This window comes from Haloferula sp. (assembly GCF_049672945.1).
Lineage (GTDB): Bacteria > Verrucomicrobiota > Verrucomicrobiia > Verrucomicrobiales > Akkermansiaceae > Haloferula.
This window is the reverse complement of record NZ_JBATWY010000074.1, coordinates 1-13,953: the sequence shown is the minus strand read 5'-3', so window position 1 is coordinate 13,953 and position 13,953 is coordinate 1. Positions and strand designations below refer to the sequence as shown.

General features: G+C 58.6%; 10 protein-coding genes. 7 read left to right on the top strand and 3 right to left on the bottom strand.

What is annotated here, in order from left to right:
* A partial coding sequence (locus WBG04_RS06200) for a YifB family Mg chelatase-like AAA ATPase (protein WP_424313512.1) occupies window positions 1–1,501 on the bottom strand: 1,501 nt, incomplete at its 3' end.
* A 467-nt stretch (window positions 1,502–1,968) separates the two neighbouring features.
* On the opposite strand from WBG04_RS06200, the gene WBG04_RS06195 reads away from it, so the two are divergent.
* From WBG04_RS06195 to WBG04_RS06175, 5 genes are all read left to right on the top strand, one after another.
* Entirely contained in the window at window positions 1,969–5,658 is a 3,690-nt protein-coding gene (locus WBG04_RS06195; RefSeq protein WP_424313511.1) for a PQQ-dependent sugar dehydrogenase, read from the top strand.
* Between the two features lie 519 nt (window positions 5,659–6,177).
* Window positions 6,178–8,103, top strand: a complete 1,926-nt coding sequence (locus WBG04_RS06190) for a fructose-bisphosphatase class III (RefSeq protein WP_424313510.1) — start codon at window positions 6,178–6,180, stop codon at window positions 8,101–8,103.
* A 59-nt stretch (window positions 8,104–8,162) separates the two neighbouring features.
* A complete protein-coding gene (locus WBG04_RS06185; RefSeq protein ID WP_424313509.1) occupies window positions 8,163–8,672 on the top strand; it encodes a rhodanese-like domain-containing protein in 510 nt (169 codons plus the stop codon).
* 35 nt (window positions 8,673–8,707) lie between these two features.
* Complete coding sequence (locus WBG04_RS06180; RefSeq protein WP_424313508.1) at window positions 8,708–9,373, top strand: response regulator transcription factor; 666 nt, start codon at window positions 8,708–8,710, stop codon at window positions 9,371–9,373.
* The gene (locus WBG04_RS06175) at window positions 9,370–11,013 is read left to right on the top strand and encodes a sensor histidine kinase (protein ID WP_424313507.1); all 1,644 of its coding nucleotides are present in this window, start codon (window positions 9,370–9,372) and stop codon (window positions 11,011–11,013) included. The genes WBG04_RS06180 and WBG04_RS06175 overlap by 4 nt, the downstream gene beginning before the upstream one ends.
* Here the strand turns inward: WBG04_RS06175 and WBG04_RS06170 are convergent.
* The gene (locus tag WBG04_RS06170) at window positions 10,994–11,473 is read right to left on the bottom strand and encodes a hypothetical protein (protein ID WP_424313506.1); all 480 of its coding nucleotides are present in this window, start codon (window positions 11,471–11,473) and stop codon (window positions 10,994–10,996) included. The two genes, WBG04_RS06175 and WBG04_RS06170, sit on opposite strands and share 20 nt — an antisense overlap.
* A 207-nt stretch (window positions 11,474–11,680) precedes the next feature.
* On the opposite strand from WBG04_RS06170, the gene WBG04_RS06165 reads away from it, so the two are divergent.
* Window positions 11,681–12,394, top strand: coding sequence for a hypothetical protein (locus WBG04_RS06165; RefSeq protein ID WP_424313505.1), 714 nt, complete (start codon window positions 11,681–11,683; stop codon window positions 12,392–12,394).
* A gap of 6 nt (window positions 12,395–12,400) precedes the next feature.
* Here WBG04_RS06165 and WBG04_RS06160 read toward each other — a convergent pair whose 3' ends face one another.
* A complete protein-coding gene (locus WBG04_RS06160) occupies window positions 12,401–13,279 on the bottom strand; it encodes a tetratricopeptide repeat protein (protein WP_424313504.1) in 879 nt (292 codons plus the stop codon).
* Between the two features lie 219 nt (window positions 13,280–13,498).
* Here WBG04_RS06160 and WBG04_RS06155 point away from each other — a divergent pair.
* On the top strand, window positions 13,499–13,953 hold a 455-nt coding region (locus WBG04_RS06155), incomplete at its 3' end, for a type II secretion system F family protein (RefSeq protein ID WP_424313503.1).

The following is a 13,953-nucleotide window of genomic DNA, read 5'->3' as shown; positions in this document are numbered from 1 at the left end:
ACTGGATGGCCTCAAGGATGTGATTTGGGGCGATGAGGTCGGTTCCCTCCAGATCGGCGAGGGTGCGGGCGACTTTGAGGATGCGGTCGTGGGCACGGGCGGAGAAGTTCAGGGTTTCCATGGCCTGCTCAAGGTAGGAAGAGCTCTCGGAATCCAGTTGGCAGGCGGCGCGAACCTGGCGCGGTCCCATGGCCGCGTTGGTGAGGGTCGAGCTTCCTTGGAAACGCTGCTGCTGGAGACTTCGAGCCGAAAGAATCCGCTCCCTGATGGCGGCAGAGCTCTCCCCTTTCGCGGTGGACGAGAGCTCCTGGTAGTCGACGATGGGGACTTCCACGTGGAGGTCGATCCGGTCGAGAAGAGGCCCGGAAATCCGCTGGCGGTAGTTTTCGATCTGCCGCGGAGAGCAACGACATTCGCGTTTGCTGTCGCCATAGTAGCCGCAGGGGCAGGGATTCAATGCGGCGACGAGCATGAAGCGTGCCGGAAAAGTCAGCGAGCCGGCGGCGCGGGAAATGGTAACGTGGCCATCTTCGAGGGGTTGACGTAGGACCTCGAGTGTCTGACGGCGGAATTCCGGGAGCTCGTCGAGAAAGAGCACGCCGTGGTGGGCGAGCGAGACTTCACCGGGGCCGGGATTGCTGCCGCCACCGAGCAGGCCGGCATCGGAAATGGTGTGATGGGGGGCGCGGAAGGGTCGGGTGGTGAGAAAGGCTTTCTTCGTATCGAGCAAGCCGGAGATCGAGTGGATTTTCGTGACATCGATGGCTTCCTGTTCGCTCATCGTCGGCATGATGGTCGGCAGGCGCTTGGCGAGCATCGACTTGCCGGTGCCGGGCGGGCCGGTCATCAGGATATTATGGCCGCCGGCGACGGCTACTTCGAGCGCGCGTTTGACGTGGTGCTGACCTTTGACTTCATCGAAGTCGACGTCGTAGGTCGATTGGCTTTTGAAGAAGGCGCGGCGATCCAGGTGGTAGGGTGGGATGACTTCATCGCCGCTGAGAAAGCACCAGGCTTGGTGAAGGTTCCGAATGGGAAAAACATCGATACCTTCGATGACAGCGGCTTCGGCCGCATTGGCTTCGGGCACCAGCAGGCGGGTGCGGCCGCGGGACTTGGCTTCGATGGCGATGGGGAGGACCCCTTTGACGGGGCGGACGGTGCCATCGAGGGCGAGTTCGCCGACGATGCAGCAGTCCTCGGTGGGCAGCGGGGTCTTGCCGGCAGCGACGGCCATGGCGAGGGCGATGGGAAGGTCAAAGGAGGGGCCTTCCTTCTTCAAGTCAGCCGGGGCGAGGTTGACGGTTTTGACGCCGTCGGCCAGTGAGAGGGCGGAGGCGGTGATGGCCGAAACCACCCGCTGGGAAGATTCCCTCACGGCGGCATCGGGCAAGCCGACGATGACCACACGGGGTTCCTGTGAGTTGTGGGCGTTGACTTCGACTTCCACCTCGATGGCGTCGACACCTCGGAGGGCGGCTGAATAGAGTCGGCTAATCATTTGAACAGTGCTGAGGCTGCCGAGGATACTGAGTCATGGCAAGGTGATTTACAGGCGAATGTATCACAGAAACTCCTGGTGGTATCAGCTCAGGGCTCTTGCAGCGGCTCCGCCCGTCCGCAGGAGCCGAGCAACGAAGCGGAGAAGGGAGCCTGATATTGAGGCGTGGCCTGACCCGCCGTAGCTTGCGGAGCGCAGCGAGGGAGGAAGTATTTCGAGCCGGGACCTGGAGGCGATCGATTCTACTATTTTTGTCGTAAGCAACTGGCTAAATGCAAAGACACTTCGCCGGGCGCGCTCTGATGTCCCTCAGGGATTGATCACGGTCGTGCCGGAGGGGAAGTGAAATGGGCGGTCTGGGAATATTGATGAAAGGGTCCCGGGGGACCCCAGGGTGAGGAGCCCAAGATTGGAATTTTATGCAATATTTGCCCTTTCGGATTCCCTCTGGGCCGCTAGTTTCCCCTATGATTTTCCGGCTGGTCGCAATTTCCTGGATTCTCGCGTGGGCTGTTTCTCAAGTCACTGCAGAAGTCATCGGCACGGATGACTTTGCCTATGCGAATGCTCCCATTGGCGGACTGCAAGGCGGGACTGGATGGGACTGGAATGAGCTGACGGGGACTCACACCGGCAGCGTTTCGGATTGGGACCTGGTTTGGGGAAATGTGGCTGTGCAGGGAGGCGAATTGCTGACGACGAATGGGGGAGCTCTGCGGGAATACAACGGTCCCAGTGCGGGGGTAGGAGGCGACGAAGGTCTCGGTGCGATCCGCAACACGGGCGTGGTATTCTATCAGGTGACGATGCGACGCGGAGTATCGGGAGTTTGGGGTGGAATAAGCACCTACGACTTTGGCGACGAGCGCGTCTTTTTCGGGGTGCCTGGATTTCTGGCGGGCAACAATGAACTGGGAATCGAAGAGCCTGGAGGAGGAAGTACTGCAAGCGGGATCTCCTTGACCACTGGACAGAGTTACAAACTGATCGCGGTGCTCGACTTCGATAACCAGCTGGTGGGTCTTTTTGTGGATCCGGACAGCATGGACTCTTGGAGCCCAACCGGGGGAACTGCAGATGTGACTCGCGCCTACACCGGAGGAAAATGGTCATCGGCGGTGAGACTGGGTTCGGGAGGAGGCGTCTACTGGGATGACTTGAAGGTCGTGGATGATTGGGCGGATCTGGAATTCGGACCACCCGTGGTTGTCGATGATCAAGCAACGATGCGGCATTTGCAAAAAGGGCGCATCCTTGTTCTCGAAAATGATCAGGGAGAAATCTCGCCGGGAAGTGTGGTCATCACCGCTCCTCCGACGTCGGGAACGGTGACCGTCTCACCCGATGGGAGCATTGTTTACGAGCATACCTCAGGCACGCCGGTCTCGGACCAATTCAACTACCGGGTCTCGAATTCTGCAGGGGACAATGCCGCACCAGGCACTGTGGTCGTCGATTTCAGCACCGCGGAGCGCTTCGACACCAACTATGTGAATCTTCCCCAGACCCCCCCGGCATCCGTGATCTCGATCGTCAATGCCTTCCCGGGTCTGACCTTCGATACGCCCCACGGCTTTTGCGGGATTCCCGGCGGAGGCGGAAAGCTCCTCGTCACCGAGAGCGCAGGACGCCTGTTCATGGTTCCCAACGTGGGAGCGGGGCCAACGAATGCGGACAAGATCGAGATTCTTGACCTCACCGGCCAGATCACCGAATCGGGCGAGCGCGCATTGAAAGGCGTGGCGGCGCACCCGGATTGGGCAAACAATGGCTACATCTACGTCACCTATGATCACAATGGCGGCACCGTCCGACTCTCGCGCTTTACCTGCCTCACCAGCGCTCCCTACACCGCTTCTTCAGAGCTCGTTTTGATCGACCAGGTCTCGCAAGACAACATTCACTCCATCGCCACCCCACACTTCGGGGCCGACGGCTACCTTTACGTCGGCTTCGGCGATGAAGGAACGCAAGGCGATGGTTGGGATAATTCACAACAGATCGACAAGGACCTCTACTCTTGCGTGATTCGAATCGATGTCGACAAGGACCCCGCAAACCTGATTCCCAATGAGGACAGCGACATTCCGCGGGTCGGGGGCGGCACCACCGGCGAAGCACACTTCCGGGTGCCTGCGGACAATCCCTTCGTCCACACCAGCCTCGGGGGTCCATGGAACGGATCCTTCAATGGCATCGACTACAGCAGCGCGCTGGGAACGATTCGCACCGAGATCGTGGTGATGGGAGTGCGCAATCCGTGGCAGCTTTCCCCCGAGGATCGCGACGGCAATGGCACGGTGGATGAAATCTGGGTGGGCGATGTTGGCCGGGCCGACACCGAGGAGCTCAACGTCTTTCAGTTCGGCGACAACGGTGGTTGGGCATGGCGGGAGGGTAGCCAGCCAGGAATCCGGAGTGGTCAGTTGATCAATGGCGCCGCTGAAGCGGCTGCCACCCTGTGGGGCCCGTATTGGGAATATGGGCACGGCGGAGGGGCCTTTGTCGGAAACTCCGTGACAGCAGGCTATCTCTACCAAGGGACGGCCATTCCCGCGCTCACAGGACACCACATTTTCGGAGACTTTGCAGCGGGAAACGTTTGGGCGGTGGATCCTTCCGTCGCCACACCCGCGCCCGGTGCGGGGATTCAGCGTTTGGGCGGCGACACCCAGATCGTCGGCTTTGAACCAGATCCGGAAACGGACGACATTCTCATCTTGAGTCGGGGTGGGGGCATCAAGCGGGTGGTCGCCCAGTCAACTGATCAAGGGTTTCCCAATACCTTGAGCGACATCAATTTCTTCGCGGATCTGACCACCCTGACGGCGAACCCGGGCGGCCATGATTACATCCCCAACTTGCGGTTCTGGTCGGACCATGCCGAGAAGAAGCGCTGGTTCGTCATCGAGGATGAGGCCGACACGATGGGCTTCTCGGCCACCGATTCATGGACTTACCCCGCGGGAATGATCTGGGCCAAGCACTTCGACTACCCGACCGAGTGGGAGACCTTCACACGTTCCATCAACGGACAGAACTTCACGGATCGGAGGCCGGTGACCAACTCTCCGCGGACGCGTCTGGAAACACGGTTTCTGGTTCGAAACAGCACCGGAGCCTATGGCGTATCCTATCGCTGGAACAACCAGAACAGCGGAACCCAGACCGAAGCCGATCTTGCAGATTCGAATGGTGAGAGCTTTCCTGTCGATATTATGATCGATGGGAGTCCAGACACGGTGACTTGGAACATCCCGTCCCGATCCGCGTGCATGGTCTGCCACACGCCTCAAGCAGGGCACTCCCTTTCCTTCAATACCCGGCAGTTGAACATTCAGGGATCGATGAACGGAGTATCCGGGAACTACCTCGATCGCCTGCAGCTTGCCGGTTATGTGACCGGGTTCGTTGGTGATGCCTCCGAGCAGGAACGGCATGTGAAGCCCAGCGAGGACGAATATTCGCTCGAAGCCCGGGTGCGCTCTTATCTCGATGTGAACTGTGCCTACTGTCACAAGGACGGAGCAACGGGCGGAGGCGATTGGGACGGGCGCTATCATCTCACGCTGGATCAGGCCGGGCTCGTCAACGCCGTTCCTTCCGACGCACCCATCAACGTGGGTGACCTGCTTGTGGACCCCGGAGCCGTGGATCAATCGATTCTCTACAACCGGATTGCCGGCGCGAACGGGTATACCCGAATGCCTCCCCTGGCGAGCGATGTGGTCGATCTTGAAGGCGCTCAGTTGGTCGCGGATTGGATCACCAGCGAGGTGCAGCCTTACACGAACTACGACGACTGGCGTATGTTTCACTTCGGCAACCTCACTTCTCCGGAGGGCGAGAAAACAGCCAATCCCGACGGCGACACCAGAACCAATGAGTTCGAGTGGTCCACCAACACCGATCCCCTGGCTGCCTCCAGCCAGTGGCAAGCTGAGTTCGGTTTGGCGAACGGAGAGGTGACGATGGACTATTTTGCGCTGGGTAATCGATCCGTCCGGATTCTCCGTTCGGACGACCTGATCACCTGGGACTACTGGGATGTGCCGATGAACGACGGGCTTCCAAGAAATCCCGCAACCCTTCAGGAGAGGAGCGGACCCGCGACTGAAGATCAGCTCTTTTATCGCTTCGAGATCAAAGAGCGCTAAGCTGGAGGGTTTCCCATGCGACCTCTGGGAGGGTGGCAGGACCTAGAGATCGGCCTGGAAGCAGCGCCATTCCACACAAACCCCGGTTTCTGCTCTGAAGTGAAAAGGGTCGGTCCCTGAAATGAAAAGGGTCTCTAAAAAGGGTCTAAAAAGGGTCGGTCCCGGAAAATCTAAAAAGGGTCGGTCCCGGAAAACGAGCACACGCTATTTCGTCTACGGCGTAAGCAGTCGAAGCGAATCGCCTCCGGTTCCCGGCTCGGAATGCTTGCTCCTTCGCTGCGTTCCGCAAGCCACGGCGGGACCGGCCGCTCTCCACGATCAGGCTCCCTGCCGCCAAAGCATACCACTGGCGTGCCTTCACGTGAGTTGCTGGCCATCGGTGTCCTGTGACGTGCGTGGTGAAATGCGGAATACACCTCCGCCGTCATGGTTCTCCCCCAAGGGGGCCCCTCCTCAAGAAAAGGACACGCATTCCATCAAGGAGTTGGGTATCTTGGGATCTGTGTCTCAAATTTGCTCATGTCCGAGTGGGTGCACCGTGTTTTGGGAGAGCGATTTCCGACGATTGAATCGGCAGTATCGGAAATTGCCGCCTTGAAGGCTCAACTCGAATTGCCGAAGGGGGTGATTCATGTGATCTCCGACATTCACGGGGAGGCAAAGAAGCTGCGGCATGTGATCAACAATGCGTCCGGGCGGCTGCGTCCGCTGGTTGAGGAGTTGTTCAAGGAATCGCTGAGCGATGAAGAGTTCCGGGAATTCCTCAACGTACTCTACTATCCCGCCGAGATCCTTCAGATTAAGTCGGAGGCCCTTGTCGATGAGGAAGAGAGTTATCAGTGGGCCTTGGCGACCCTGACGCGTCAGTTTGACTTGATTCGTGTGATGATCCGGAACCGACGGCGCAAGACCGTCAAGTTGATGGCACCTAAAGAACATCGCGAGTTGTTTGAGGTGCTCTTGAACTATCCGGCGGGTGGGCATGCCAGCGTGTTTCTCGAAGTGCAGCTTCGTGAAATGGTGAAGCGGAGGTTGGCGTTTCCGGCGATTCGCAATGCTTCGCGCTTCATCCGGAATCTGACGGCCGAAGAACTGGTGGTGGCAGGTGATCTGGGTGATCGAGGTCCCCGGCTTGACCGAGTGGTGGACTATCTTTTACCGATTCCGAACGTCTCCCTGATTTGGGGAAATCATGACGTGAGTTGGATGGGTGCCTGTCTCGGTCAGGAGGCATTAATTGCGCTGGTGCTGAGAATCTCGCTTCGCTATCGCCGACTCTATCAGCTCGAAGAAGGCTATGGTTTGTTGACGAAGGCATTGGAGCAGCTGGCCAATACCGCCTATGCCGATGACCCGGCGGAGCACTTTGTTTCAAAGCGCACGGGTGAACGCGACCCTTTGCTGATCGCTCGGATGCACAAGGCGGTGGCGGTTTTGCAGTTCAAGCTTGAGGGGCAGTTGGTCGAGCGCCATCCGGAGTGGGAAATGGATGACCGCAACCTTTTGCGAAAGATCGACTTCAAAACGGGAACGGTGGAGTTGAAGGACGGGGTCTTCCCGATGCGCGATACCTATCTTCCGACGATTGACCCGAAGGATCCGAACCGACTTTCCGATGATGAACAGCAGTGCATCGACCGCCTGAGAGAGTCGTTCATCACTTCACCCCGCCTTTGGCAGCACATGCAGTGGATGGCGGAGCGTGGGCAAATGGCGCTGGTGCGGGATCGGGCGGTGATCTTCCACGCCTGCCTGGCGGTCGATGAGGAGGGCGAGTACTTGCCGCTGAGCATCGATGGCAAGGAGTGCCGCGGGCCGGAGCAGTTCGAAGCACTCAATAAGGTCATCAAGCGGGCATTCCGTGCGGGGACCCGCGCTTCGGACGATGACAAGGACTGGCTCTACTATCTCTGGGCAGGGCCGCGATCGCCTTTGTTTGGCAAAGATCGAATGGCAACTTTTGAGACCTATTTTGTGGCTGACAAGTCAACCCACAAGGAGATCAAGAACCCGTGGTTCAAGTGGATTCACGATTTCGAATTCTGCGATCGGATCTGCCAGCAAATGGGCGTCGCGGAGGGGGGTATCATCGTCAACGGGCACGTGCCGGTCAAAGTGGAGGCCGGGGAGAGTCCTTTGAAAAAGGGAGGCAACGCGGTGACCATTGACGGTGCCTTTTCCGAGGCCTACGGAGATCGTGGGTTCACACTCATTCTGGCGCCGGAAGGTGAAATCCTTGCGGAGCATCATGCCTTCCCTGATCCCATTGCTGCCGTGCGCGACGGGGAGGATCTCATTCCGACCCGGACGCTTCTGCGTGAGTATGATCGACCGAGATTGGTGGGGGATACGGAAGAGGGATGCCGCATTCGCGAGCAGATCCGGGTCCTGGAGGAGTTGGTCGAGGCATACGAGCTTGGAGACATTCAGGAAGGCGGACGGTAGCCGGCGATTTTACACAGGGTTTACGGACGGCTGGGCCATTTTGTGAGAAGCTTTCGGCCATGAAGCGTGTTCTGACTGTTTGCCTGGTTTTTGGTGCGGTCCTCAGGGCCGACGAAGGAAATCCGCATATTGATTACCCCGGTTTCTTGAAGCTGACGCTCGATTTGCAGGAGGTGAGGGAGGCGCGAAGGGTGAGCGAGGAGGTATTCTTGAAGATGGCAAAGGAGGAAGGAACCGTGATTCTGGATACCCGAAGTCGTGACAAGTTTGAGAAGCTTCACGTGGAGGGGGCGATTCATCTCAATTTTTCCGATTTCTCGGCGAAGGATTTGGAGCGCCTGATTCCCGACAAGTCGACGAGGATATTGATTTACTGCAACAACAACTTCGACAACGAGCCCGAGCTGTTCATTGGCAAGGCGGCACCGGTGGCACTGAACGTGCCGACTTTTATCAACCTGCATGCTTACGGCTATGAAAACGTCTACGAGCTGAAGCCGTTTCTGGATATCAGGAAGACAAGGATCCGCTTTGCTGGAAGTGCGGCCTTGAGGGAGGGGAGCAGGTAAGGTGGAATCAGATTGTGGGAGAGACGACGATACTGGTGATCGAGGATGACGCGGCGGTGAGGCGCGGGGTGGTGGATGCTTTGGAATACGCCGGTTATCGTACTTTGGAGGCAGGTGATGGGGATGAAGGTCTGAGAATGGCACTCGGAGCGAGCTACCGCCTCTTGCTTCTGGATCTGGTCATGCCGGGGCGCGACGGATTTTCGATTCTGGCAGAGTTGAAGAAGAAGCGAGCCGGCCAGCCGGTGATCATCCTTTCGGCACGGGGTGAGGAGCACGACCGGGTGCGCGGCTTGGAGCTCGGGGCCGATGATTATGTGATGAAGCCTTTCAGCGTGCGCGAGCTGCTGGCACGAGTCGAGGCGGTGCTGCGGAGGACCTGCGAACGGGCGGCACCTGAGGATAAACGGATGATTCCCGGAGGTGAGGTGGATTTCTCGGAAGGTCGTATCGCTTTCGAGGACGGTGTGGAAGAGGCTCTTTCGGAGCGGGAGGGGGAGCTGTTGAGATATCTGTTAGAGGCGAAGGGTCGGGTGGTTTCGCGCGATGAGATCCTCCGTCATGTCTGGGGTCTGGATCCGGCGAAAACGGAAACGCGAACGCTGGACATGCACATCATGCATCTGCGGTCGAAGCTGAGGGATAAAGCGCAGGACTTTCTGGTGACCGTTCGAGGAAAGGGATGGAGGGTCGTATCATGAAGGCGCGGTCTGCTTGGGGCGTTTGGGCGATCCTGTTCGTCTGTGCGGCATTGATTCTCGGTGCGATGGCCTGGCTGACACGTGAGGTGGTGGCTGCGGAGCGCGAGCGCACGCTGGCTGATGCGCGTGCGGACTTGCAGGAAAGGATCAGGCTCTCGCTGTGGCGGATGGATTCGGTGGCCGCGGCACTCATGATTGAGGAGAATCAGCGGACGGGTCGGGCGGTCGGATTGATTCCGGAAAATCCTCTGGTGAAGGTCCGCTTCAGAGTTATCCCGAGCGGCGAGGTCGTTACTGAGAGTGATGACGTGGAACGTGTTCAGCAATTGAATGAGCTGCTTTCGACATCGGAGAGATTCGGCAACCGGTTTCAGATGATGTGTGCGGTCGCCGATGAGGGAGGCTCGCAATGGGGAGTGAATGCATTCGCTGCGGTGGCGACCGAGGACGCGAAGGGTCCTCGGCAAAGTGTCGACTATCAGCTTGAAGCGAATCTCAAGGAGCGGGCGGTTCGTGGTGGCTTGCTCAACAACACGGTCGGCAAATCCGGTCTCGTTCAACAGCTTGCCTCCCCGATGGAGCCCCCCTTGACGGCCGCTGGCATGTTCCAGCCGGCGTGGATTGGCGGAGAGGCGTTTCTGATACGTTCCATGGTGGCGGAGGGCGGGGGAGTCGGTGCGATGGAGGGGGCTTGGCTCGATACTTCTGCATTCCGACGGATGCTGACCGACGAGGTGGTCGATCTGCTTCCTACGGCGGAGGTGAAGGCTACTGAGCCGGGTGTGGCGGATGCTCTGGCGCTGGCCTCCTTTCCGATCAAGCTCGTTCCGGGCGAGGAGGCGGTGGCCTCTGCCGGACTGCGAGGTCCCTTGGTAAGCTCGCTGATGGCTGGTTGGGTGGCGGCTGGTGCGGCGCTGCTCGCCGGAGCGGCGCTGGTTCATGCGGTCATGAAGTTGAGCGAGAGGCGGGCTTCGTTCGTCTCGGCTGTCACTCATGAACTGCGGACGCCACTAACGACATTCAGGCTCTATTCGGAAATGCTGGATAGCGGTGCGGTGAGCAACGAAAAGAAGCGGTCCGGTTACTACAAGACCTTGCGGCGGGAAGCCGATCGGCTCTCTCATATGGTCGAGAACGTGTTGGCGTTTTCTCGGATTGAGAAGGGCAGTGCCCGATCGGCGGTGAATTGCCATTCGTTGGAAGAGTTGCTGGATGGGATGCGGGAGCGATTTGAAGATCGGTTGGCGGGTGCGGGGATGGTGCTGAAGATTGATCGGGGGGATGATCTTTCCATCCGGGGTGATGCCGCCGCGGTGGAGCACATCCTTTTCAACCTGATCGACAATGCCGCCAAGTACGCCATATCCAGTAAGTCGAACGAGGTCTTGTTGAAGGCCGCCGGAGTCGGTGACCGGGTGGAGATCGGCGTGTGTGATCAGGGAAACGGGATTCCGGAGGATGATCGCAAGACGATTTTCCGGGCGTTCCACAAGTCCGCCCAAGAGGCGGCGGAATCGAAACCGGGGGTCGGGCTGGGACTTGCTCTTTCCAGTCGCTTGGCCAAGCAGATGGGAGGCAGCCTCTCGTATCGCGGAGGTCGGCCCGGAGCGTGCTTCGTGCTCAGTTTGCCGAAGGGTTGATCCCGCTTTCGTTCTCGGGAAAATCCGGCAAAGGTGCGATTCCCGCCAGTGACGTTTCGGCCGGTTTCCTCACGCGGCGGTCGAGGTGAGGGGGTCGATGAAGGACGACGATCCGATCGGTGGCCGGATGCTTTCCGCTGAGGCGGGTCCGAGTCCGGCGCAGATGGAAGGGACGGGGGCCGTGTGTCGAGCGCGAGAGCATCAGCAGGCTGACGTCCTGAAGTGGCACCTCGCCTTCATCATCTGGGACGGGGGTGGCGCGACGAAATTCCCATGCAAGATAAGCGAGAATGCCGACGAAGGTGACGGTCAGGCTTCCCACAACCACCCATACGGCGACCAGGGAGATACCGAAGAAAAAGAAGGCGATCCCGTGAACCAAGGCCAGCCAAGCCATGGTGGCCATGGCAAGGAAACCGAGGATACTGCCGGAGCGAGTTGGGGACGACACAGATCTCATTTATCAAGATAACTTAAAGAAATCAATAAATCCTTCGCCACGCCATCGCGTAGGGTGGACTGGCAGATTGGGATTTTTGGGAAAAGGCATGGTCGGCCAAGCTACCTACATTTCGAGAGGTGGCAACGAATAGATTGAATAGGGAGGATCTGCTTGGCGTCGGAAATGTGGCCTTTCGTTTCGCGAGCCGGAGTTTATCTTGATGCCATGAAAAAGGAGTTTGTCGTCTCATTGCTGCTGATGTCGCTGGTTGCAGCGGTTCATTCCGCGCCCAAGCGCTCGCTGCTGGACGACGATCCGGAGGTGATTTACCTCGAAGAGCACGTGGAGAAGCCGATTGAATTGCTGGTGATCAAGGCCGCCCAGGTTTTCTCCGACAAGGAGGGCAAACGGCCGCTGGGCAATCTGGTGAAGGACCAGAAGGTGCTTCTGCAGGCGATGACCGATCGGGCCTACCGCGTGAGTGCTCAGACGGGAGGTAACAAGGTGACCGGTTGGGTGGCTCCCTGGGCTTTTGCTTCGAAGGATCCGAACTTCGTCGAAAATCTCAAGAGCCTCTACGAGAGGCAAATGGAGGTGGCGAAGCTGGTGGAGGAGAATCGGGCGGCGATCGGCATGACTTTGGAAGAGGCTGGAAGAGCGCTGGGTTCACCCAACAAGACGAAGGTCAGACAGACGGCCAAGGGTCGCAGTGGCAGCTGGGAATTCGTCGACTACGAGGAAATCCGCCACTACACCTACGTGCGCGATCCGGTCACGGGTCGGACTTTCAGGCAGTTCTCCCATGTGACTCAGGAAGAAAAGGGCAAGACGGTGATCGAGTTCGAGGACGATGTGGTGACCGCGATCGAACAGACGGAAACCGACGAAGGGGCTGGCAGGGTTAAGATTGTGATCCCGCCGGTGGTCTTTGCCTGGTGAGGCTTTTCAGCGAGCGGCGGGGCTCGGTTTTGGCGTGGTCGGTGTTGGCTTCACCAAGGAAATTTTGGGATGTCCGTTGGTGGGAGCTGCTGCGGCCGTCTGCAGAATTGGGTTCCCGACGGGTTTTCCGTCCGGATTTTTCACCTGGGCTCCCAGTTTTTCATCGATGACCCGGTCCTTTTCAGCGACTCGATCCATCGGAATGGTGACTGCCGGAGGAGGGGTGAGTTTTTCGCCGATGCGGTGGGATTGGACATACATGCGGTGGGCGGGTTCCTCGATCGGAATCGGAGGCAGGTTCGCGATGTGCATGGGAGGGGCACTTTTCACCGTCACCGGCGTGGTGTGACCCTTCAGGGACTGCCGCAGGATTCTTGCCTGCTCCGGGTTGCGGGTCATCCAGGGAAGTTCGTCGAGCTCGTCCTTCTTGCCTTCGAAGTCGCCCCAGAGCTTCTCCTTGTCGTCAATCCACAGCAGAAAGTGCTCGAGGTCCGCGTTGAGCATGTCGCCCTCGGGGTCGGCCTCGATGGCGGCGCCATAGAAGCGGGCGGCCTGCATCACCATGCCGTGGTGGAGCAGGGCATTGGCGAGTCCGAGATTCTGAGCGGCACGCCCGCGATTGTTCTCGAGCACGGCATTGAGAAGCCGGATCGCCCGGCGTGGGATGCCTTTGGCCAAAATCCGGGCAGCGAAGGCAATCTCGAAGTCCACGCTGGGAATCGAGGGAGCGTCCCAGATGAGCTTCGCGGCATCGACCGTGTCGCCCCGATCATAAAAAAACCGGGCGAGGGTCTTGCGAGCTTCCCAGTCATCAGCGTCTCTTTCGACCTTATCTCGAAGCTGGTCTTCGGCATAGGGGGAATTCGTCACTCTCGGCGGAAGCATGTCGTCCAGATGTACAGAAGGTCGGGGGTTTGAGAAATCAATTCTATTTCCTTAATAGTTATTGATTTTCAATTGCTTCCAGCTGATTTCGGTGATGAGTGGTAGGGCTGGATCTAGGTAGCGGCTCCATCGGGCATTCCGAGGATTGCCGATTCTGACGGCCAAGTGAGACACGACTTTTGGATGGTGGAGGTGATAGTAGAGTGTCATTGCTCAGGGGTGGCTGGCATTTCATCCAAACGAAAACATCTGTTCTATGTCGAGTTGGAGAAGCTGGTGGAGGCAGGCTTTGGAATCAAGGAGGCAGCCGCGGTGCTGCTGGAGAATCGGCCATCAGGTGCCGAGCGAAAGTTGTTAGAAGACTTGCTCGCAGGGCTTGGGCAGGGGAAGAGCATTGCGGAATCCTTTCAGGTGGGAGAACTGACGAAGATGGAGAGCGGGATCATCGCGGCGGGAGAAAAGGGCGGGAAGCTCGGTGCGGCGTTCAAGCATCTGGCGGACTACTTCGATCTGATTGCGCGGGCGAGGCGGGATGCGCTGAAGGCGATGATCTATCCGCTGATCCTGCTGCACTTCGGCTTGCTGCTGGCGGTCATTCCCTCGGATGTGATGAGTGGCGGGATCAGCGCGGCAGGTGTTTTGAAGAGTTTGGTGGTGGCCTTGTTGGTAACCTA